The sequence below is a fragment of the Rheinheimera sp. B2H12 genome (genome assembly GCF_059620065.1).
The window spans coordinates 1,832,403-1,853,680 of the sequence record NZ_CM184363.1; the positions used below are offsets into that span (position 1 = coordinate 1,832,403).

The 21,278-nt window shown below is 45.4% G+C and carries 19 protein-coding genes; 14 read left to right on the top strand and 5 right to left on the bottom strand.

From position 1 onward, the window contains the following. The first annotated feature begins 225 nt into the window (after nucleotides 1-225). The 14 genes from flgF (at nucleotide 226) to AC53GJ_RS08005 (ending at nucleotide 15,447) form a co-directional block, all read left to right on the top strand. Nucleotides 226-969 carry a flagellar basal-body rod protein FlgF gene (gene flgF, locus AC53GJ_RS07940; protein WP_496732090.1) on the top strand — a complete coding sequence of 248 codons (744 nt, stop codon included), beginning with the start codon at nucleotides 226-228 and terminating at the stop codon, nucleotides 967-969. 23 nt (nucleotides 970-992) lie between these two features. Continuing rightward, nucleotides 993-1,781, top strand: coding sequence for a flagellar basal-body rod protein FlgG (flgG, locus tag AC53GJ_RS07945; RefSeq protein WP_496732092.1), 789 nt, complete (start codon nucleotides 993-995; stop codon nucleotides 1,779-1,781). 13 nt (nucleotides 1,782-1,794) lie between these two features. Continuing rightward, nucleotides 1,795-2,472, top strand: a complete 678-nt coding sequence (gene flgH, locus AC53GJ_RS07950; RefSeq protein ID WP_496732094.1) for a flagellar basal body L-ring protein FlgH — start codon at nucleotides 1,795-1,797, stop codon at nucleotides 2,470-2,472. Nucleotides 2,473-2,497: 25 nt separating this feature from the next. Further along, nucleotides 2,498-3,601: a flagellar basal body P-ring protein FlgI gene (locus tag AC53GJ_RS07955; protein WP_496732096.1), complete on the top strand. Its 1,104-nt coding sequence runs from the start codon at nucleotides 2,498-2,500 to the stop codon at nucleotides 3,599-3,601. 1 nt (nucleotide 3,602) lies between these two features. After that, nucleotides 3,603-4,817 carry a flagellar assembly peptidoglycan hydrolase FlgJ gene (gene flgJ / locus AC53GJ_RS07960; protein ID WP_496732098.1) on the top strand — a complete coding sequence of 405 codons (1,215 nt, stop codon included), beginning with the start codon at nucleotides 3,603-3,605 and terminating at the stop codon, nucleotides 4,815-4,817. Between the two features lie 58 nt (nucleotides 4,818-4,875). Next, nucleotides 4,876-6,879 carry a flagellar hook-associated protein FlgK gene (flgK, locus tag AC53GJ_RS07965; RefSeq protein ID WP_496732100.1) on the top strand — a complete coding sequence of 668 codons (2,004 nt, stop codon included), beginning with the start codon at nucleotides 4,876-4,878 and terminating at the stop codon, nucleotides 6,877-6,879. Beyond that, a complete protein-coding gene (gene flgL, locus AC53GJ_RS07970) occupies nucleotides 6,879-8,111 on the top strand; it encodes a flagellar hook-associated protein FlgL (protein ID WP_496732102.1) in 1,233 nt (410 codons plus the stop codon). The genes flgK and flgL overlap by 1 nt, the downstream gene beginning before the upstream one ends. A 338-nt stretch (nucleotides 8,112-8,449) precedes the next feature. Continuing rightward, a complete protein-coding gene (locus AC53GJ_RS07975) occupies nucleotides 8,450-9,421 on the top strand; it encodes a flagellin N-terminal helical domain-containing protein (protein WP_496732104.1) in 972 nt (323 codons plus the stop codon). 311 nt (nucleotides 9,422-9,732) lie between these two features. Beyond that, a complete protein-coding gene (locus AC53GJ_RS07980; RefSeq protein WP_496732106.1) occupies nucleotides 9,733-10,701 on the top strand; it encodes a flagellin N-terminal helical domain-containing protein in 969 nt (322 codons plus the stop codon). Nucleotides 10,702-10,758: 57 nt separating this feature from the next. Then, nucleotides 10,759-11,193, top strand: coding sequence for a flagellar protein FlaG (locus AC53GJ_RS07985; protein ID WP_496732108.1), 435 nt, complete (start codon nucleotides 10,759-10,761; stop codon nucleotides 11,191-11,193). Nucleotides 11,194-11,211: 18 nt separating this feature from the next. Next, a complete protein-coding gene (fliD, locus tag AC53GJ_RS07990; RefSeq protein ID WP_496732110.1) occupies nucleotides 11,212-12,603 on the top strand; it encodes a flagellar filament capping protein FliD in 1,392 nt (463 codons plus the stop codon). Between the two features lie 18 nt (nucleotides 12,604-12,621). Further along, nucleotides 12,622-13,053 carry a flagellar export chaperone FliS gene (gene fliS, locus AC53GJ_RS07995; protein WP_496732112.1) on the top strand — a complete coding sequence of 144 codons (432 nt, stop codon included), beginning with the start codon at nucleotides 12,622-12,624 and terminating at the stop codon, nucleotides 13,051-13,053. After that, complete coding sequence (locus AC53GJ_RS08000; RefSeq protein ID WP_496732114.1) at nucleotides 13,043-13,339, top strand: hypothetical protein; 297 nt, start codon at nucleotides 13,043-13,045, stop codon at nucleotides 13,337-13,339. Before fliS ends, AC53GJ_RS08000 begins: the two co-directional genes overlap by 11 nt. An 8-nt stretch (nucleotides 13,340-13,347) precedes the next feature. Continuing rightward, nucleotides 13,348-15,447 (top strand): motility associated factor glycosyltransferase family protein, encoded by a 2,100-nt coding sequence (locus AC53GJ_RS08005; RefSeq protein ID WP_496732116.1) that lies wholly within the window; start codon nucleotides 13,348-13,350, stop codon nucleotides 15,445-15,447. Nucleotides 15,448-15,506: 59 nt separating this feature from the next. Here the strand turns inward: AC53GJ_RS08005 and AC53GJ_RS08010 are convergent, their stop codons facing one another. Genes AC53GJ_RS08010 through AC53GJ_RS08030 form a run of 5 tightly spaced genes read right to left on the bottom strand, consistent with a single transcriptional unit; the run spans nucleotide 15,507 to nucleotide 21,268 of the window. Beyond that, entirely contained in the window at nucleotides 15,507-16,235 is a 729-nt protein-coding gene (locus tag AC53GJ_RS08010; protein WP_496732118.1) for a phosphocholine cytidylyltransferase family protein, read from the bottom strand. Next, a complete protein-coding gene (locus AC53GJ_RS08015) occupies nucleotides 16,223-16,861 on the bottom strand; it encodes a gamma-glutamyl-gamma-aminobutyrate hydrolase family protein (protein ID WP_496732120.1) in 639 nt (212 codons plus the stop codon). Before AC53GJ_RS08015 ends, AC53GJ_RS08010 begins: the two co-directional genes overlap by 13 nt. Beyond that, nucleotides 16,828-19,173, bottom strand: a complete 2,346-nt coding sequence (locus AC53GJ_RS08020; protein ID WP_496732122.1) for a PEP/pyruvate-binding domain-containing protein — start codon at nucleotides 19,171-19,173, stop codon at nucleotides 16,828-16,830. Before AC53GJ_RS08020 ends, AC53GJ_RS08015 begins: the two co-directional genes overlap by 34 nt. Next, the gene (locus AC53GJ_RS08025; RefSeq protein WP_496732124.1) at nucleotides 19,173-19,694 is read right to left on the bottom strand and encodes an adenylyl-sulfate kinase; all 522 of its coding nucleotides are present in this window, start codon (nucleotides 19,692-19,694) and stop codon (nucleotides 19,173-19,175) included. The genes AC53GJ_RS08020 and AC53GJ_RS08025 overlap by 1 nt, the downstream gene beginning before the upstream one ends. Then, nucleotides 19,691-21,268 carry a hypothetical protein gene (locus tag AC53GJ_RS08030; protein ID WP_496732126.1) on the bottom strand — a complete coding sequence of 526 codons (1,578 nt, stop codon included), beginning with the start codon at nucleotides 21,266-21,268 and terminating at the stop codon, nucleotides 19,691-19,693. The genes AC53GJ_RS08025 and AC53GJ_RS08030 overlap by 4 nt, the downstream gene beginning before the upstream one ends. Nucleotides 21,269-21,278: the final 10 nt, after the last annotated feature.

Consider the following 21,278-nt stretch of genomic DNA (forward strand, 5'->3'; position numbering starts at 1 on the left):
TGATGTCATGTTGCCATTTATCGATACCAAGCTTAGCCTGTCATCGTGTCCGTTGTCGCCCGGCAATTTATTGCCACCATGCCATTTCATCAATTTACTATTTTTTAATCATAAAATTCATTAACTTAATTCTTCGTGTACGTCTGATTTTGGTATCTGGCACTATCTTTGCTTAATACCAGTATCAACCAGTGTTATTTGACCACCGGCCAAACGGAGTCTGAGATGGACCACTTACTTTATATCGCCATGAGCGGTGCCAAAGAGAATATGAACGCGCTTGCAGTGCGTTCAAATAATCTAGCCAACGCCAATACCAATGGTTTTAAAGCCGATTTAGAGCAAGCAAGGTCGATGCAGGCGTTTGGCGATGGCTTGCCAAGCCGGGTGTTTGCCATGACTGAAACCCCTAGTCAGAATTTTGACGCCGGTGAATTAAAAATTACCGAAAACGAGCTGGACGTGGCGATTCAGGGCGACGGCTGGATTGCGGTGCAAGATGCCAATGGCAACGAAGCTTATACCCGGGCTGGCAGCCTGAAGTTGACCGAAACCGGCCAGTTGCAAACGGCTTCCGGTTTAGCTGTGATGAGTGAAGACGGTCCGGTACAACTGCCCGTGCCTTTGGCAAAAATTGATATCGCTCAGGATGGCAGTATTCAGGCATTGCCACAAGGTGCACCGGCTACCGCTATTGCTGAAGTCGCCCGTATTAAACTGGTCAAGCCGGAAAATCGCGATATGGTCAAAGGCAATGACGGTTTGTTTCGCCGTAAAGACGGTCAGGTTGCAGAAACCGACGCCACAGTGAATTTACTCAGTGGCGCTGTGGAAGGCAGCAATGTCAATGCCGTCGGTGAAATGACGTATTTAATCAGTCTGCAACGGCAATTTGAGTTGCAGGTCAAAATGATGAAAACCGCTGAAGATATGGATCGGCAGCACAATCAGGTTTTACGCATTATCTAGAGCATTGAGCTCAGGAGGACAGTATGCATCCAGCACTTTGGATCAGCAAAACCGGCTTAGACGCCAAGCAGCGTGATATTTCGGTGATTTCCAATAACCTGGCCAATGCCAGTACCGTCGGTTACAAAAAAAGCCGGGCGGTGTTTGAAGACCTGTTGTACCAAAACATTAACCAGCCGGGTGGCCGTTCATCACAAAACTCTGAACTGCCGAATGGCCTGATGATTGGTGCTGGTACCAAAGTGGTGGCGACCCAGAAAAACTTTGGTCAGGGTAATCATATGACCACTGACAACGCGTTAGATGTAATGATCCAAGGTCATGGTTTTTTTGAAGTTTTGATGCCTGATGGCAGTATTTCTTATACCCGCAATGGCCAGTTCACGACAGATGCCGAAGGCAATTTGGTGACCTCTGGTGCTGGTTATCAAATCCAGCCAACTATTACGGTGCCGCCTGATGCCATTGAAATTAATATTTCGCAGGACGGTGAGGTGTCCGTCAAATTGCCAGGCCAACCTGAGAATGCGGTATTAGGGCAGTTAGTGGTGACGAATTTTATCAATCCGGCGGGTCTGGAGCCCATAGGGCAGAATTTATTCCGCCAGACCGGCGCCAGTGGTGATCCGGTGCAAGGGGTGCCAGGCCTGGAAGGGATTGGCATCATAGTGCAGGGCGCTTTAGAAGCCTCCAACGTCAATGTGACGGAGGAATTGGTCGGGCTGATTGAAAGTCAGCGCGTGTATGAGATGAACTCGAAAGTGATTTCAGCAGTCGATCAGATGCTGAGCTTCGCAATCCAACAGCTGTGATAAGGAGTTTGTGATGCGTATTATCATTGCCATGTTTGCCTTATTGCTGATGTCTGGCTGCGCTAGTTATGTGCCGGAAGCCATCCCGGATGACCCGGAATTTGCCCCTTTGCCGCCAGAACCTGAATCTAAACCTGTGTTACAGACTGGATCTTTGTTTGCGCAGGGGCTGTCGAATGGCTTGTATTCGGATAACAAAGCCCGCCGCGCTGGCGATATCATTACGGTGGTACTCAGGGAAAATACCCAGGCGTCGAAAAAGGCCAAAACCGAATTTGGCAAAGACAGTAGTAACAACATTCAGCCGATGGTCGGATTGGATGGGCGTAATGTCAGTGTGCTGGGGAATGCTTTGCAACTGGGAATGAATTCCAGCAGTGATTTTAAAGGCGATTCAAAAGCTGACCAGAGTAATAGTTTGTCCGGTGATATCTCAGTCAACGTATTACGGGTGATGGCGAATGGTAACTTAGTGATCCGTGGTGAAAAATGGCTGACCCTCAATACCGGCAAAGAATATATCCGGTTGACTGGTGTGATCCGTCCGGAAGATATTGGTGCTGGCAATACGGTGGAATCGACTAAAATTGCCAATGCCAGAATTGAATACAGCGGCACCGGTGCCACGCATGGCGGCCAGGGACCAGGCTGGCTGACCAGGTTTTTCTCCAGCGTGCTGTGGCCATTCTAAGCGCTGGATAACTGAGGTAATGAAGATGAAAGCAGTGCTGAAATCCAGGATTGGTTGGTTGTTGGCGATGTTGTTGCTTAGCCAGCCCCTGCAGGCGGCCCGAGTGAAAGATGTTGCCACGGTCGAAGGCGTCCGCTCAAACCAACTGATCGGTTATGGTCTGGTGGTTGGTTTACCAGGAACTGGTGAGCAAAGTCCATTTACCGAGCAGAGTTTTAAAACCATGCTGACGAATTTTGGCATCAATTTACCCGCCGGAATGAAGTCACAAATTAAAAACGTCGCTGCGGTGGCGGTGCATGCTGAATTACCGGCTTTTGCCAAGCCAGGCCAAGCGATAGATATTACCGTGTCTTCGGTCGGCAGTTCGAAAAGTCTGCGCGGTGGTACTTTATTGCAGACTTTTCTCAAAGGGCTGGATGGTCAGGTCTATGCTGTCGGGCAAGGCAGTCTGATTGTCAGTGGCTTAGGTGCTGAAGGCGCGGATGGTTCTAAAGTGGTGGTCAATACACCAACCGTTGGCCGGATCCCGAATGGGGCAACTGTGGAGCGTGAAGTGGCTTCGCCTTTTGCCCAGGGGGATTACATTACCTTTAACCTCAATCGCGGCGACTTTACCACAGCGAAAAATCTGGCTGCAGCCATCAATAAATTTATTGGCGATGATACGGCCCGGACCCTGGATAACCGTTCCGTGCAAGTGCGGGCGCCCAGAGATGTGGCGCAACGAGTGTCTTACTTATCAACGCTGGAAAACCTGATGTTTGAACCCGCATCCGACAGCGCAAAAATTATTATCAACTCCAGAACCGGCACTATTGTCATCGGTAAAGATGTGCGGTTATTTCCTGCAGCTATTACTCATGGCGGCATGACAGTGACTATTGCCGAAAACCCAACCGTCAGTCAGCCAAATGCGTTGGCTGGCGGTGAAACTGTGGTGGTCCCCAATACCATCATTGATGTCAGGCCAGACCGTTCGAGGATGTTTAAATTTGACCCAGGCACTACTCTCGATGAGTTGGTCAGTACTGTCAATGCCGTCGGGGCAGCGCCTGGCGATCTGATGGCAATTTTAGAAGCTTTAAAAGAAGCCGGTGCCATTCACGGTGAACTGGTGGTGATTTAGCATGAGCACGCCTGATGTCAAAGTGTCTTATCATGACCTGTCGAGCTTGCAGCAATTGCGCTCTCAGGTCAAAACCGATGAAGCCGGCGCCATCAAGCAAGCAGCTCAACAATTTGAATCTGTATTTATGGGCATGCTGCTAAGCAGTATGCGTAACGCCAATAAAGCCTTTGAAGAAGATAATCCGCTTAAAAGCAACGCCACCGACTTTTTTCGCGATATGCATGACAATCAGCTTTCGGCCGAGCTGTCAAAAAATGGTGCGCTTGGTTTAGCCGATTTAATGGTGCAGCAACTCAAACCTGAGCTCAGTAAAACTAAGGCCGCCAGTACCGTCAGTCTGCCGTCCCGTTTTGATGCGGTGCAACAGCGTGATTTAGCTATGCCGCATGAACAGCCGGTGTTTGCGATGCCAAAGAAAAAGCCGGTCAGTTTTCAGTTAGCGCCTGAGCAGGTTATTGCCCCTGCAGTGCAGGCCAGAGCTGAATTACTCAGACAGCAACAACTGACGGCAGTTTTGCCTGCCACTGAGCTGGCAGCCGTATCGTCAGAGCAGCCTATGAGTGTGCGGCAGTTAGGAGCTGAGGTGGAAGTGTTTGCAGCCAGTCAAATGACAGCTTTACCCAAAGCCGTGCTCTCAACTTCGGCGCCATTCAACCTTTCGGACGCAACAGCTGTGAATGCAACTGCCGGTAGTCAGGCCACCGCGGCTGTGGAGCTGGCGGCTGCCAACGATGAACCCAGTGCATTTATTCAGCGACTGTTACCTGCTGCCACTAAAGCTGCTCAGCAACTGGGGCTGGAGCCACTGGCTCTGATTGCGCAAGCCGCGCTGGAGACCGGCTGGGGTCAACGGATGTTCAAAACCAGCAGCGGGGCCGACAGCCATAATTTGTTTGGCATTAAAGCGCATGGCAACTGGCAGGGCGATGTTGCCGTGGTCGATACGCTGGAATATCGTCAGGGTATTGCTCAAAAAGAGAAAGCCCGTTTTCGCGCTTATGACAGCCCTGAGCAAAGCATGCAGGACTATGTCAGTCTGATCCAGCAAAACCCCAGATATCAGGCCGCGCTGAATGCTGCCGCGGATGCAAAAAGTTATTTCCGGCAATTGCAAGCTGCCGGCTATGCCACAGATCCGAACTATGCCGAGAAAATTTTGTCTGTATTAGAAGGCAAAGCGTTCAAACAGGTGCGGAACTTGCTAGGTAATTGAATTCAACAATAAACCGGGCTCTGTCGCCTTGGTGCACTTGGGCTGATGAGGCAAGCAGATGGCTGATAATTTACTGACGATTGGAGTTTCCGGAGTGCTGGCCAGCAATGGTTTGCTCAATACCACGTCCAACAACATCGCCAACCTCAATACCAAAGGCTATGCCAGACAAAGTACTGAATACGATTCCGCCATCCTTGGTCTTGGTGTGGGTCGCGGTATCACTGACCGGTTGGTCAATGAATTTACCTTAAAACAACTCAGACGAGATACCTCCAATTTATCTTACGCTGAACAGTATCTGTCTGAAGCCAGCCGGGTTGATTCATTGTTTTCCAATACTGCCAACAGTATCTCCACTGGGATGACCGATCTGTTTAAGCAACTGCAAACTGCCAACAATGACCCGGCCAATAATTCCGCCCGGCAGTTGTTTTTGGGCGCGGGACAGACTTTGGTAAACAAATTTAATACCTTATCCAGTCTGGTGCTGGAGCAGGGCAGTTATATCAATCAACAACTGGATATTTTTGTTTCCGAAGCCAATACCATTTCCAGTGCTATTGCCAGTCTGAATAAAGAAATTACCAGTTATGGCAAAGGTCCATCCACGCCGCCGCCGCTCGATTTACTCGATAAACGCGATGAAGCCATTCGCAAGCTCAGTGAGCTGATGGAAGTCAACACGCTGGATGCCCCGAATGGCGAAAAACTGGTGTTCTTATCTTCAGGCCAATCGCTGGTGTTACAGGATGGCAAATTTAATGCGTTAAGTACTGCTGGTGATCCGGATCTGAACCGTAAAATTGTCAAACTGGAGCTTGATTTTAAGCCAGCGGTGACAGATACCATCGATAGTAGTGTGCTTGGCGGCAAAATTGGTGGTTTATTAGATTTTCGCATGAGTATGCTTGAGCCGATGCAAAATAAGCTTGGTCAGTTGGCTTTTGCGATTGGGGATGCCTTTAACACGCAAAACCGGCTCGGGATGGATGCCAATAGCCAGATTGGTAAAGATTTATTTGTGCTCGGTGGCACCACTGGCATGCCGCTGGCGAAAAATACCGGTCTAGGTCAGGTCCGGTTGGCGGTCGAACCTGGCGAAGGCAAAAATATTCCGCCGAACGATTTAAAAGTAACATTCACTGCGCCCAATCAGATGACTGTGGAAGCATTGGATAACGAAGGCAAAGTCATTAGCGGCTCAGGCATCACACAGCCCATTAATGCCGCCGGTAATGTGATTTATGGTTATCGCATCAGCATGGACAGCAGTGGAGGTGCTTTTGCCAATAACGACAGTTTTGAATTAAAGCCGCTCGGTAAAGCGGCGCAAAGTATTGCACTGGCGACCACCAGACCGGAAGATGTGGCTTTGGCATCACCGGTCAAAGGTGAATATACCATTGCGAACCAAGGCAATGCCCGTTTTGGTGACATTAAAGTATCGGATACCGATCCTGCCAGCTCTCAGTTTAATGCCGCTGGCACTGCTATCACAGGGGCACCGCTGACGGTCACATTTATCAATGGCAATCAGTTTGAAATTCGCGACAGCAGTAATACGGTAATTGGTACCACGGCGGCGATGGCAAGTGGTCAGTATAAAGATTTGATGAGTTCTGCTGGTCTTGGTAATTACGGTTTTGATTTTTCGCTGACCGGTATCCCGAAAAATGGCGATAGCTTTACGCTGCAATTTAATACCGCAGGCTATAAAGATAACCGCAATGGGTTAGCGCTGGCGACTTTGCAGGGACAAGAGCTGGTTAGAAAAAATGCAGTTTCTTCACCAACGGCCGATAATAGTCTGACGATGAATGAATCTTATGGTTCGATGATTGGTTTTATCGGTGAAAAAACCAGCCAGAGCCGGGTTGCAGCAGAATCTTCCAAGTCATTGCTGGCCCAGTCGACCACCTGGCATGAATCCAGCTCCGGGGTCAATCTGGATGAAGAAGCGGCAAATTTAATCCGCTTCCAGCAAAGTTATGCCGCAGCGGCAAAAATTATTTCAACGTCACAAACCATTTTTGACACTCTGCTGTCAGCAGCGAGGTAATGATGCGACTTTCATTTAATCAGAAATACGATGTTAATCTGACTGCGCTAATTAAAGCGCAGGAGAAAATGCAGATTGCCAGCAATAAACTGAATTTTCAAACCAGAATTCTGACGCCAGCCGATGATCCATCCGGCGCGGCGCGGGTTTCGGCGCTGGAGCAGCAAATTGAAACGGCAACTCAATTTCAGACCAACAGCAATATTCTGAAAAACGGTTTATCGGTCGAAGAGACTGTATTAAGCAGCATACAAGGTTCTATTACCAGAGCCAGAACCTTGACCGTGTCGCTTGGCAATGGTTCTTATTCTCAGACTGAGCGGTTGGCGGTGGCAAAAGAGCTCACCAATCTCAGGTCAGAAATTTATGATCTGATGAACCAGAAAGACTCCAATGGCGGTTTTATTTTTTCTGGTTTTAAAGAGCAGAATCAGACTTATACCCTGAATCCTTCAACCGGTTATTATGATTTTGGTGGTGATGAAGGACAGAAATACCTGCAAATATCCTCTTCAGTCACGATCCCAAGTAATGACAGCGGTAAAAACGTGTTTGAGAATGTCGATGGCCGTTATAAAACCAATAATCTGTCGATCGCAGGAGGCATCAGTTCGGCCAAAATTACGATGCTGAATCAGTCAGCATTTGATGATTTTTACCGAAATAACTATGATGCTGTCACACCGGCCAATAATGATTATCGCCTTAATTTTACCGCGCCTGACCAATATGAAATCAGGCTGCAAAGTGGTGCGGCGCTGACACCGCCGGTGACTGGCACGGCGTTACCTGGTCAGCCGGTTAATTTTCAGGGCCTGAGCATTGAAAGTAAAGGTGCTTTTCCGGGCTCAGTTGATTTCAGTCTGAAAGCGCCGGAAAAAAAGAATATTCTCAATACCCTGACCGATATTATTAATGCGGTGGAAAAAGACGCCTTGGCAGATAATGCGTTGCAGGACAAATTAATGGATGCCACCAATCAGATGGAACGGGCTGCCGCCAGGGTTGGCGACACTATTTCTTCGATTGGCGGCCGGCAAAATTTACTGACCAGCGTGTCAGGCAGTGCCGCTGATTTAAAAATAGCCAATACCCAGTACCGTGCCGATATCTATGAAATTGATCTCTATGAAGGTTTGACTGAACTGACCAAGCAGGAAACTATTCTGCAAACGGTGCAGGGGACTTTTAGCAAAGTGACCAGCACCAGTCTGTTTGATTATATTCGCTGAGGTCAATAACGAAGATGAAAAAAAGCCAATGCATCAGGCATTGGCTTTTTAATTTTTGCTGTACCGGTGAAACATTGGGGGTAACATTCACCGGTACATAGTGATAAATGCAATAAGCGGAGGCTATATAGCTTTTATCTGTGCAGCCAATTTCTTGACTACACAGATATGAAAGCAAAGCTTGTGCCAACATTGTGAATCTACACCTCAAAAATCCGCAGTTAAAAAATCAGCAAAAATTTCTAAAGTTTCCGCCAGCTCACCCGATAAATAAGTATCAGGCAAAAATACAAACAAAACAGTTTGTTAAACAGTTTAAGCTACCAGGAGACACCATCATGGCCTTATATGTAAACAGTAACGTCAGCTCATTAAACGCTCAACGTCAGTTAGTCAATTCAGGTTTAAGTCTGGATACTTCGTTCAAACGCTTGTCTTCTGGTTTACGGATCAACAGTGCCGCTGATGATGCTGCTGGTTTACAAATCTCTGACCGTTTGGAATCACAAGTTCAGGGTTTGAACCAAGGTAACCGTAACGCCAATGATGGTATTTCTCTGGCACAAACTGCAGAAGGTGCATTGGAAGAAATCACTTCAATGTTCCAGCGTGTCAGAACTCTGGCACAACAAGCTTCAAACGGTTCTGTTGTAGGTACGGACCGGTTAGCGATCCAGGATGAAATTCGTTCGCTGATGAAAGAAGTGAACCGGGTTGCCGCTGATACCACCTTTGGGGGTCAGAACTTACTGGATGGAACATACCAGGCGAATTTCCAGGTCGGTGCTGATGCTGGTCAGGTAATTGGCTTTAGCATGAGATCTGTTGGCGGTACTGCGACTGAGAATTCAATCTCAACCAGTGGTGGTTTCACTTTATCTGGCATTGCGGGTGTTGCTTCTACTGTAAATGGCAAAACCTTGTCGGCCAGCGGTAAAGTGATTTCCACTGTGTTAGGGACTTCTGCCGACAATAATTCATTTAACACTGTGTATGTGGCATCCAGTATCAGTGTATCGACCCAGGCCAATGCGCAGTATGTATTTAAAGGCATGGATTCATTAATCGCGGTGGTGGATAAAAAACGTGCTGAATTGGGTGCGGTGCAAAACCGGTTCCAGTCGACAATCCGTAACCAGGCCAATATTTCAGAAAATCTGTCAGCGGCAAAATCACGGATCAGAGATGCCGACTTCGCAGCAGAAACCGCAGCATTGACCCGGTCACAAATTTTGCAACAGGCGTCTTCGACTATCCTGGCGCAGGCAAACCAAAGACCACAGGCGGCATTAAGTCTGTTACAAGGTTAATCTGACTTAGCCAACAAACGTCAATTAGCGGAGGCCAACGCTCTTAACATGGGGTAATGTTAAGAGCGTTTTTTTTCGCTGATAAAACCATATTGCCCGCCAATTTTTCCTGCTTTAAAAAAATCTGCAAAAAAATGAAAAAAAATCCTAAAGCTTTTTAGTGCGCTGCCGAAAACTTGAATAAGGGGTGCTGTATCAGTAGCAACCTTAATTTAAAAACTGTGTTTAGTTGTTTTTAAATGACACCAATGTCGGTTTGACGGTTAGGGGTAACCTGTTAAACAGACATCACTTAAATAATCGGAGGCTATATGGCTTTAGCAGTCAATACCAACGTGAGCTCGTTAAATGCTCAACGTCAATTAGTGAACAGTGGTAACTCACTGGATACCTCTTTTAAACGTCTGTCTTCCGGTTTACGGATTAACAGCGCCGCTGATGACTCGGCAGGTTTGCAAATTTCAAACCGTTTGTCTGGACAGATCAATGGTTTAAACCAGGGTATCCGTAACGCCAACGATGGTATTTCTTTAGCGCAAACTGCTGAAGGTGCGCTGGACGAAATCACTTCGATGTTCCAGCGGGTCCGGACTCTGGCACAACAAGCGTCAAACGGTTCCAACGTCGGTGAAGACCGTAAAGCAATCCAGGATGAAATTCGTTCATTAATGAAAGAAGTGAACCGGGTTGCCGCGGATACCACCTTCGGTGGTCAGAACTTGCTGGACGGTACTTATAAAGCTGAATTCCAAGTAGGTGCCGATGCCGGCCAGACCATTGGTTTTAGTATGAGAAGTATCGGTGCTACTGCCACTGAAAACTCTATTTCCACCAATAAAGGCTTTACTCTGTCTGGGATTGCAGGGGTTGCTTCGGTTGTTACCGGTAAAACTTTATCCGGTTCAGGCAAAGTTATTTCTACCGTGTTAGGTACTTCTGCTGACAATAACACTTTTGAAACTGTGTTCGTTGCTTCTTCTATCAGCGTGTCTACCCAAGCCAATGCTCAGTATGTGTTTAAAGGCATGGACTCACTGATTGCGGTAGTGGATAAAAAACGGGCAGAGCTGGGTGCGGTGCAAAACCGGTTCCAGTCAACCATTCGAAACCAGTCAAATATCGCAGAAAACTTATCAGCAGCCCGCAGCCGGATCCAGGATTCTGATTTTGCCGCAGAAACTGCTTCTTTAACGCGTTCACAAATTCTGCAACAAGCAAGTACGTCTATACTGTCACAGGCTAACCAAAGACCACAAGTCGCCTTGTCTTTACTTGGTTAACAGTTAAAATGGCCAGCTGCATAAGCTGGCCATTGCTGCACTGTAAGTGGAGGGGTTATGAATTTAGATCAGACGATACCGCTGGATCGTGAACTGAAAGAGATGTTTGCAGCGAAGAAAATGAGTGAGATTGCCGCCACAAAAACGGAAGTCAAAAATGTGGTCGCAGTTGCGAATGTTGCTCAGCCTGAGCCTGAAGACGAAAAATCTGCTCAGGATAAAGAGGAAGCCGCAAAGGAGCCGCAATTAAATACCGAAGCTATCCAAAAATCACTCGAATCCATCAATCAATTTATCCCTATTATCAATACGAATTTGGTGTTTGAGTTTGATGATTTGAACGATCCACCTATTATTAAGGTCATTGATAAAGAGAGCAAAGAGCTGATTCGCGAGATCCCATCGCGAGAATTAGATAAACTTGCTAAAGCTTTTAGCGACATGGCCGATAATCTAAATAAGTCGGGTGCATTGTTTAATACAGAAATTTAGTCCAGCGAGGACATCATCATGGCAGGTATTACTTCAGCGGGCGTAGGCTCAGGTCTTCCATTGGAAGATATTATCAATTCATCATTAAATGCTGAAGACCAGCCCAAGCTGAAAAAGTTTGCTCAGACTAAATCTAAGCTTGATGTTGAATTATCTTCGCTCGGCTCAGTGAAATCTGCCTTATCTGCTTTAAACGATATAGTGAAAAAACTTGGTGATATGACCAATTTCACCAAAAGAACGGCTACGGTGAAGCAGCCAACGACCGGTGATCTGATTTCGGTGACCTCCAGTGCTAAATCAACGCCAGGTAGTTTTAATATCGAAGTGACTCAGCTTGCCAAAGGCAGCCGGGCTATGTCCAGCGGCATTTTTACCGCACCAACAGATGTGGTGAATGCGAATGCCGGTAAACTGACCATTAAGGCAGGCGCAGATAAATCTTTTAACATTGATATTGCTGCAGGCTCCACTCTGGAAGATATCCGGCAGGCCATTAATAACTCGCAAAGCAATTTTGGCATCTCAGTCAACATTATCAATACCGGCTCAGAGGCTAAATTGGTGGTGACATCAGGCATTACTGGTGAATCCAATGATATCAGTATCACCAATGATAATGCCGAGCTGGATAAAGTCTCCACCGTTGCTTCTGGTGGTGGTTCAGCTGGATTGACTATCGCAGTCGATGATATGGCAAAAGATGCGATGATTAAAGTTGATGGGGTCGAAATTAAGAGTAAATCAAATCAATTTACCAATGCAATTCAGGATATTACGATTAATGCTGTAAAAGTTGGTGCTGCAGGTGAAAAGGCCAAACTAGATATAGCTTTTGACACTGGCGGCGTCGAAAAATTGCTGGATGAATTTATCAAGGCATACAACAACGTGAATGCTGTGATTAAAGATACCACCAAAGTTGGCGCTGGTTTGTATGGTGATTCGACCATGCGTAATGTAAAAGATCAATTAACCAACAGTCTGGGTCGGGAAATCAGCGGCACTGACAAATTTAAGACCATTTTTGATTTGGGTTTAAGTCTGAAAAAAGATGGCACACTAGAAAAATCGACTTTAGTCAGGAGTGTCGGCCAGGCTTTAACAGATTCATTCGCGGATTTTGGCAAAATTTTTGCTTCAGAAGATGGTTTTGCCAAGGGCATGCAAAAAGTACTGGATAATAATCTTGAAGCAAATGGCGCGATCAAATTCCGTCAGGATAAAATTAATAGTTCTTTAAAAGATTTGACGGAAGAACGGGAAAAACATGATTACCGGATGAAGCAGCTAGAAACAAGATTACGTGCCCAATATGCCGGACTTGATTCTTTAATTGCCAAAATGCAGAGTTCTGGTTCTTCACTGCAATCGCAATTAAGTAACTTACCAGGTTTTAAAAGATCTTAATATCAGCAGGAGTTGGGTATGAGTAGTGCAAAATTAAAGTTTTATCAAAAAGAAGCTACCAAAACGCAATTAGCTGATGCTTCACCATATCAAGTTGTTCAGATGCTGATGGGCGGTGTGCTGGATAACCTGGCCTTAGCCAAAGGTGCTTTGCAGCGGCAGGATTATGAAGTGAAAAGCCGTGCTTTATCCAAAGCTTCGGCCATTCTGAATGCCTTGCGTTCGACACTGGATGACAGTTTAGCGCCAGAATTGACCCAGAACCTGTATGCACTTTATACCTATATGCTGGAACGTCTGATTGATGCGGCAGTGGAAAAACACAATACTGACGCCATGGATGAAGTGGTGAGACTGTTTCGGGAAATTAAGTCAGCCTGGGATGAAATTCCGTTGCAAGCCCAGTTAGAAGCCGAAGCCAGCCGTACATTAACCGCCAATGCCGGATAAATTAGATAAATTGTTTATTTCCCTCGCCGAGGTCGCCAAGCTGGCGGCCGCCGGTGATATTGAGCAAGCTGAAGTTATATTTTCGCAGTTGGATAATGAATTAAAATTGCTGTTTTCCAGTGGCAACTATCAGCATTATACCAAAACCGAAATTGAATATTTTGCTTCTGCTATGCAACAAGTTCTGTCTGGACTAATTCAAAAACAAAAAGAAATCAAAAATGAAGTTGCCGCTTTCAGTCAGCTCGGGTCTAATAAAGTTAGTCGGCGTTATTTAGCTAAGTAGCATAACTTATGAATGAATTAGAACAGCTGTTACTGGATGCTGAACAGGCAATATCCAAGCTAGCGGCACAAAAACAGCGTGAAATTGAGTTTGCGGAAAAATCGAAATTAACTTTTGAATCTAATCTGCTCGCCTTTGACAAATTTTACCCAGAGATAGCTGCTGCAATTCGCGCCCACAAACCTGCCGAAAATTTCAAGATTTTGGTTTCGGAATCTGGCTATGGTAATTACATTCCCAAAGATGCCGCTATTCCATTATATGGCGATGATCCCATTGAAACCGTCAAAGCACAAGTTGAAAAGAATGTAAAACACGGTTATTACAGTCTAACCAATTATGGCTTCGGTCAGCATAGTTCAGATCCAAGGATCCATGTCCAGTTTATGAATAAATTGGATGCAGTAATTAAACAATGTAATGATGAGTCCGCTGAACTGTTGAAGGAGTTACCTGCACATTTTCCGAGTGCGATGATATTTGGTATTGGCCTGGGTTATCCAATCACTATGCTGTTGGAAAAGCATAGTTTCGATTATATGTTTATCTGCGAGCCAGATTTTGAATTATTTTATGCCAGTTTATTTTGTACGGACTGGTCGGCTATTTTTTCAAAAATTGATAACGTCGGGCATTCATTATTTATCCAGGTTGGTGTGAGTTACCATGAATTCTTTAAATTTTTAACGACCATTGCTAACACTGTTGGTGTGTTTTCATTTGTTCGCTCATTCTGTTATCAGCATTATCCTTCTGTTGAAGTGAATATTTTAATTAAAGCTTTTTTTGACCGTTATTTTGAATTCCAGCTAGGGTTTGGTTTTTATAATGATGCAATTACTGGTTTGGCGCATGCGATCACCCATATCAAAAACAACAGACCGCTTTATGTTAAAAATCCGGCTTTACAAAAAAAATACCGTAATATTCCAGTGTATGTGGTCGGGAATGGACCTTCACTGGATGCCGCAGAAGAGTTATTGAAAAAAAATCGCGATTCCGTCATTATTATTGCCGCCGGTACCGCGCTGGGGTCCTTACTTAAAATGGGCATTACGCCAGATTTTCATGCTGTGGTGGAAAGGGTTAAATCGACTTATGATGTGATGGTCGATATGTTGCCGTTGGCAGAATATAAGAAGCTAAACTTGTTGTCGGTTGATGTGATGTATCCCGACGTGATGGACCTTTATAACTGGTGTGGCATTGGTTTAAAAGGCCCGGAGGCAGCTTCAACTTTTGTACAGCTTTATTGTTATATCCAGCATAAATTTATGATGGCCTCTTTGCCTTATTCCGGACCTATGGTATCGAACTTGGCTCTCGCTTATGCAGTTGAGTTTGGTTTTTCGGAGATATACTTAATAGGTATTAATAATGGTTCTGTGGAAAATGTTACGCATTCTAAGCACAGTATTTATAATGATAGTAAAAACAAGTATAAAACTGTTTTAACAACGACGGCAAAAATAAAAATCAAAGGTAACCTTGGCGTTGATGTCATGACATCTGAGCTTCTATTGATTTCAAAGAATCAGATTGAAAACTTAGTTATGGCTTATAAAGACCGATATTTTTATAATGTTGGTCATGGTGCGAAAATAGAAGGCGCATATCCCTTAGCTGAAGATATGTTGCTGGATCCTAAGCCATTACCGAATAAGGTCGAAATTGTAGAAAGTTTAAAAAATGATTTTTTCAAAAAAGATTTATTAGCTTTTAACGAATCTATGCTGCAGATTAAAGCTTATGAAGATATGTGTCAGCATATGATTGATATTTCGTCAGAGCCATTTGAAAGCCGGGAACAGGCATCTGCTTTATTAAAACGACAGGCATCTTACTTATATTCCCATCTAAATACGATGCATGTGCATCTATTTAATGTGCTTAAGGGGAGTTTATTATATTATCACTGTCCGATGCTAACTTTACTGTACCGATTCGTTGATGATGAATTTACTCTGAATTACTTTAGACAATGTATGCAGCTTTGGATTGAGTACTTGCAGGCTATGAAAGAAGACTATAGTCAAAGTTGGCATAAAAAGTGTGAGTCAGGTATCCCGGAAGGTTCGAAGATAGAAAGTAACACAAACACAATATAGACTGTAAGCTAGAGAGAAATAAAGCAATAATAGATTAATTATTGCTTTATTTAGTACGGTTATTTTTGGGTGGTTAAGTTTTGCTCACACAATGCCAAATCTTTCTGATTGTCGATTTCAAACCAGAAACCTTGCACCGGACAGAGCTGGATCTTTACGCCTTGTGCTAACAATCGACTGAATAAAGATGTCATATCTAGTTTATTTAATACAGTCTGATCAAGACTACACAGATAATCCCTAAGCCATGACCAGCCAGTCCTGGTCAGTTTGAACAGCCCCATATACTGCCCTTTTATTTCAGCCAACTGCTGAGTTTTTTGCCCTATTTGCAGGAGTTGATTATCGGTAAAATCGAACGTTTCTGCATCTTCCAGCGGGTTGTCGAATCTTTGCTGCCATTGATTTAACCAATTGGGGTCGTAACACAATACGATATCACCGTGCGACTGCTGGAGTGCCGACACTGTCGCAGATGAATAAACGATATCTGAGTAGCTAACAAGGGTTGTTTGTTGCTGCAGATAGTGGTCGCAACAAAATAATGTCCTGACCATATTGGAATCTTGCCAAGCAGGATTATGGATTTTATGAACTGGAAAAGGTGCAAATTGTTCGGCGAGATAACCGGTTGCGACAGAAGTTTCATTGATTCCTGCGGCTGTAATGGCATCCAGTTGCCATTGCAATAATGGTTTATGCAGTAAAGGGGTTAGTCCTTTGGGTCGTTGTGCTGTAACATCACCCAGTCTTGAACCACGACCAGCGGCTAAAATTAAGGCTTGCATCTGTTTTTCCCAGTAATAAATTGATAAAACATTGTCTGATCTTCGGTTTGAAAAGGCTGCAGCCGTTCAGGATGCCACATGATGCCAAGCCAGCGCCGGTCGGTAGCCTGAACAGCTTTGATCACCTTATCTGCAGCCATCGCGGTGATCTGAAAGTTTGCCGGTGCCTGATAACAGCCAAAGTTGTGATAACTGTTCACTTGACGTTGTTGTTGCCCAACATCAATGAGCTGGCTTGGCATGACATGCCCAGACACGGCTTGCAGTGAACCGCCACACAACTGCAGCATGGCCTGCATACCTCGGCATACGCCTATCACTGGCGTATTGGTCTTTAGTGACCATTGCAGTAACACAATCTCCGTTGCACTTCGGGCGTCAGTCCCTTGCTGGCAGAATTCACCGCCGCCTGTCAGCAGTGCCGCCTGCGCCAGTTGTTGTTGTAACACTTGTGTGGCAAGTGCCGGATCGTTGGGGATTAAAATTGGCATCAAACCGCAGCTGAGCAAAAACTGCCACCAAGCTCTGTCCAGACAGTCCTGTGCTTGCTGATAAGGCCCGGTGTGTTGTTGCTGCACCACATAAAGCGGGATCACTGCAACATCCTGACAGTTTTGGTTTGGCAATCAATTTCCAGTAAATTGGCCTGTTTCCATTGATTAAATTTCTGCTCACCAGCCCCTATGACCGCCGGAATACCCAGTTCGGCAGCCCGAATCGCCATGTGCGAATTACATCCGCCAAATGCGGTGACAAAACCTGCAATCTGGTGCGAGAAAATCCAGTCAAAGCCGGGGTCAGCACTGGCGATAAAAACAATTTTATGCTGCAGAGGTTGATTCCCATCTGGCATGGCTAAGGCTGCGATGACTTGTTTGCAGGTGACAAAATTGGGTTCGGTATCATCCAGGGTAAATGCGAATACCTGCTCCGGTTCGGAAATTAACGGTGGCAGTTTAATGGAACTACTTAACTGGAAATGTTGTTTACCCAGTTTAATACTCTCAGCCAGTTTTTCAGCCGGGTCGTCGGCACTGCTGATCAACTGATAAATAATACTGATATCGGCAAAAGCAGCATCTTCACGGCTAAAACCATAATCCTGAGCCATCCGGGCAAATACTTCCATCGCATCGCTGAGGCTGCGGGTGAAAATATATTTGGCATATTCGCGGCCTTCGATAGCCGATTTAATAAAGTGCAACAAAGAGGCCGGACTATGGTTAAGGCCATGTTGTTTTAGCATCAGGTTCAGACATTGATACTGTTCCGCGCTGAGTTCAAAATGTTGTGGCGTTTGATAAGGCAATTCCTGTTGCCTGGCAAAATTAAAGTAGCGTTCTGGTGTCATATCATAGCGTGGCGAGCACAGATCATAAGTACCTGGACGCAGATGACCGTATTCGCGCAAAAATACTTCTTTGGAATAAAGCGCCAGGTCTGCTGTCATTTGGCCACTAACTGTGGTTAGTGAAGCCAGAAATTGATGGTACTCCGGTTCGGTGAGAATATTCATTCTGACCAGCGACTGCAACAACTGGATCGCAATAAAAGCCGCTCTGGCCAGGCCGGCAAAGGGTAAGGTACCGTATCTTTTACAGTCTTCGAGCAACCAGTAAATCCGTTGTACCGGATCGCTTATCTGGGCAAGGCCCTGCTGATGTCTGGTTTTAAGTTGCTCAATACGGTGGAGATCCTGGATCCATAAGCCTGAACGCGCATCAATAATTTTGTTGGTCAGCGTCAGAAGTTGTGCTGACAGTTCAGCACATTCGTCGGCACTGAATCCGGCAGCCAGCAGTCTTTGTAACCGATATTCGATATCCGGTGTATAACAGGATAAAACAATATCAAATTCGACACTGTCATGTTGATTTGGATTATCCGTCAGCGTTTTTAAATAATAATTGACGAGTTTATGGCCAAGCGCTGGCCGGACATCTTTCGGTAAAAAAGAATTAAAGCTGACTCTGACATCGATATAAGGTAAACCCAGGAAATCTGTCATTAGCGGAAAACTACGTAAATTACGATAGCCGTAGTTGTGCCGTTGATATGCCCAGGTACTGTTGGTAATTAATTCTTTGTATAAACTCAAAGCCAGTGGTTTTGGATACAAACCAATAATTTCAGCTGGGTTCCAGTCAGGCATTACGCCAAAAACTGTCGTATCACCGAACAAAAATGGCTGGGGTTGTAATAGGCGCTGTAATTTTTGGGCGATCAGTGTTAAGTGGTGCTGAGTTGCGCCAGCCTGAGAAGCAGTTTGGGATATGGTTAGAGACGAAAAAATGGTCAATGGTCTGACCTGAAAGAGCCAGAGCTGTCCATGCTCGTCGATAGCATACTCAATATCTAAAGCATCTTGATGAAGTTTTTGCTGTAACTCTTTGATTAATGGCACTAGTTTTCGAACCAGTGCCACCGGGCTGGTGCTTTGATGCCAACAATAATAAGTTTGTATCTGTGAAGATTGGCCGGCGGTGACTTTATCTGTGAAGCCGCTGCAATCATCAGCGATGACATAATAAGGAGAACCTGTAGTTGGATCCCGGCTGAAAATCACACCGCAATGGCTTACCCTGTGCAGTTGCGGCTGAATAAGCACCTCTTCATCATCCGTCAGTTCTGGGTAACTTTGAAATACGCTATTGATGGCCTGCTGTAACTGATTGGCATCCGTCACGTTGGGGACTGTACAAAATTGACCAGCCATTGAACCTTGCGGACTATCTTCCTGACTGTAACTGCTGCGAACAATCAGAGTTTGAGCCCTGAACTGCTGCCAAAAAAGGGCAAAAGCGGCGGCATCTAACTGACAAAATTCGCCATAGCGCAGTATTTTCAGTGGCAATATGGCAGCTGTTGTCAGTTGATCTTGTAACAAGCTTAGTGTTTGGCCTTTGGTCGGTACAAAACCTGCATTGAATCTGCTCATCAGCTGTCCTTTTGGCTCAAATAATATTGCCACAGCAGTTCGGCGCTGGGTTCTAACTCGTTGTATTGGCTAAGCTCGAAGATAAAATCAGGCTGTTGGGGAAATTCAGCGGCAATACCGCGACTTACGGTGTGGGCAATGGTGGTTTCATCCTGCATACTGTAAAGATTCTTTTGATCTCTTTGTTGTAACACTACAAGCGATGTTGCTAAAAAAACCTCAGTATAGCCAATGATATTTGCTCTGTTCCATTGCTGCACCTGGTGAAATAACGACACGGTTGACACAATAACCGGCAATTGTTGCTGCTGAAGTAGCAAACTTAGTCTGGCATATTGCATTGCCAAAGCCAGCCTGCCATCCCTGCTATAATCCTGGCTTTGAAACACTTGTCTGAGCTGGTCACCATCCAGATGCACTACAGGTATATTTGCTTGTTGAAATTTCTGTACTAAGGCTGTTGCCAGGGTGGTTTTCCCTGCACCAGGCAGCCCCGTCAGCCAAAATACTGGTTGGGTCATGACGTCACCTTCAGCTTGTCCTGTAGATATATCCAATCCGGATGGCGGATGTCATGCAAAATAAATGGCAGGTTTTCCATTAAATAGTCTTCGCTATGGCCCAGGTTAAAAATGATTTGACTACAAAACGCACTGTTATGCTGACCTTGGCAAGCGGGTTGTAGCGCCAATGCCACTTGCCAGCATAATTCCTCAGTCGTGGTCACGCACACGCCAAACTGGTGCCGGTCTTTAATAAATTGGCAATCGTCAAAAGCTGTTTCCAGCGATTGATGATTTTCAGCGTAAAAAATTGCGGTTCTATTGGTCAGCAGCACAAAAGAAAAAGCCACTGATGAAGTATCGGAAATCACCACTTTAGACTTTGCAAAGGAGGTTAAATAGCAGCTTCGGTTGTCATCCACGGTGCAGCGCGGGTGCGATTGACAAAATGCCAGTACTTTCCTGAAAGCTACGGCTCTTGGATAAGGTAAATCCAGATGGGCTAAGGCTAAATCTTCCGGATGTGGTCTGAAAATAATGTGTGCTGTTGCAAAGGTCTCAAGCAATTGTGGAAGAAAATGCTCTGCCTGCAGAATCGAATAACAATCACTGGTTTCGCTGGCTGCTGGGAGTGAACAAAGGGTTGGGGCGTATAAAATGCAATCTGACAATGCCACAGTACTGGCAACCTGTTGGTATTTTTGCAGATTTGCGTCATGTTTAGGGTAGCCACCGGGGATCAGCACCAGATTGTTGCTCAAGCCTTGCTGCTGGTAGATTTTTTCATGTAATGCCAAACTAGGTGCCGATGGTACAAAGACATAATGGGTGTCAGCTTGGGCCAAATGTTCATAAGTCTGTGCCGAAAACAATAAAAAGTCATACACCATATGGACCAGGCTGAGTTTTTTAACTGCAGGCGGGCTACAGGGAAACACATGAGCAGTGATCAGTAAATCAAGCTGGTCAAACTCTAACATGGCGGATTGACTTAAAAATAATTTCGGCATCTGTGCAATAGACTGCTGTTGAATATCTGTCAGATGTAAACAGTCAAATTGCTGGTTTAATTGCAATGGCAGACCGGCTAAATGCTCCAGATAACCGCCGCCGCGACCGAGAGTTGAAATGCCTAATCTGACAGTATTGTCACAACGTTGTTGTCGTTGTTGCCATTGGCTGGCAAAAAAACGCTGTTCAAAATCAACAAAGTTGGTCATCGGTTGTTGTAGCATGGTCAGGGTGGCGCTGACCGATCGCCGTAACATTTCAGCTAACACTATGGCGGTAGAATCATTGGGTAAATGTAAGCATTGCTCACGCCTTATCCGTTGTTTCTCTAAGCGACAAATAGCATTTTCAGCGTAGGTTACAAAGGATATCGCAATTAAAAATATTCCGTCTGCAGTGGTTAACTGACCCGCTTTTATGACAGCTTTGCCAAGCAGCGGGCTGGCAGCTGTTTCATCAATAAAACAATACGACAGCTCAGCGCTGTTCAAAATATTCGCCAGTTTTTGTGCCAGTGAACCGGCACCGACAATAAATATCGGCGCATAGTCCAAACGCTGAGCCTCTTGCTGCGTAAGCATCTTTGTCGTC

Coding starts and splice junctions, on each gene's coding strand:
- AC53GJ_RS08030 (WP_496732126.1), bottom strand. CDS start 21,268: ATGCTTACGCAGCAAGAGGCTCAGCGTTTGGACTATGCGCCGATATTT.
- AC53GJ_RS07955 (WP_496732096.1), top strand. CDS start 2,498: ATGAAAGCAGTGCTGAAATCCAGGATTGGTTGGTTGTTGGCGATGTTG.
- AC53GJ_RS07985 (WP_496732108.1), top strand. CDS start 10,759: ATGAATTTAGATCAGACGATACCGCTGGATCGTGAACTGAAAGAGATG.
- AC53GJ_RS08010 (WP_496732118.1), bottom strand. CDS start 16,235: ATGCAAGCCTTAATTTTAGCCGCTGGTCGTGGTTCAAGACTGGGTGAT.
- AC53GJ_RS07980 (WP_496732106.1), top strand. CDS start 9,733: ATGGCTTTAGCAGTCAATACCAACGTGAGCTCGTTAAATGCTCAACGT.
- flgH (WP_496732094.1), top strand. CDS start 1,795: ATGCGTATTATCATTGCCATGTTTGCCTTATTGCTGATGTCTGGCTGC.
- flgG (WP_496732092.1), top strand. CDS start 993: ATGCATCCAGCACTTTGGATCAGCAAAACCGGCTTAGACGCCAAGCAG.
- AC53GJ_RS08000 (WP_496732114.1), top strand. CDS start 13,043: ATGCCGGATAAATTAGATAAATTGTTTATTTCCCTCGCCGAGGTCGCC.
- flgK (WP_496732100.1), top strand. CDS start 4,876: ATGGCTGATAATTTACTGACGATTGGAGTTTCCGGAGTGCTGGCCAGC.
- fliS (WP_496732112.1), top strand. CDS start 12,622: ATGAGTAGTGCAAAATTAAAGTTTTATCAAAAAGAAGCTACCAAAACG.
- AC53GJ_RS08025 (WP_496732124.1), bottom strand. CDS start 19,694: ATGACCCAACCAGTATTTTGGCTGACGGGGCTGCCTGGTGCAGGGAAA.
- AC53GJ_RS08020 (WP_496732122.1), bottom strand. CDS start 19,173: ATGAGCAGATTCAATGCAGGTTTTGTACCGACCAAAGGCCAAACACTA.
- flgJ (WP_496732098.1), top strand. CDS start 3,603: ATGAGCACGCCTGATGTCAAAGTGTCTTATCATGACCTGTCGAGCTTG.
- flgL (WP_496732102.1), top strand. CDS start 6,879: ATGATGCGACTTTCATTTAATCAGAAATACGATGTTAATCTGACTGCG.
- AC53GJ_RS07975 (WP_496732104.1), top strand. CDS start 8,450: ATGGCCTTATATGTAAACAGTAACGTCAGCTCATTAAACGCTCAACGT.
- AC53GJ_RS08005 (WP_496732116.1), top strand. CDS start 13,348: ATGAATGAATTAGAACAGCTGTTACTGGATGCTGAACAGGCAATATCC.
- fliD (WP_496732110.1), top strand. CDS start 11,212: ATGGCAGGTATTACTTCAGCGGGCGTAGGCTCAGGTCTTCCATTGGAA.
- flgF (WP_496732090.1), top strand. CDS start 226: ATGGACCACTTACTTTATATCGCCATGAGCGGTGCCAAAGAGAATATG.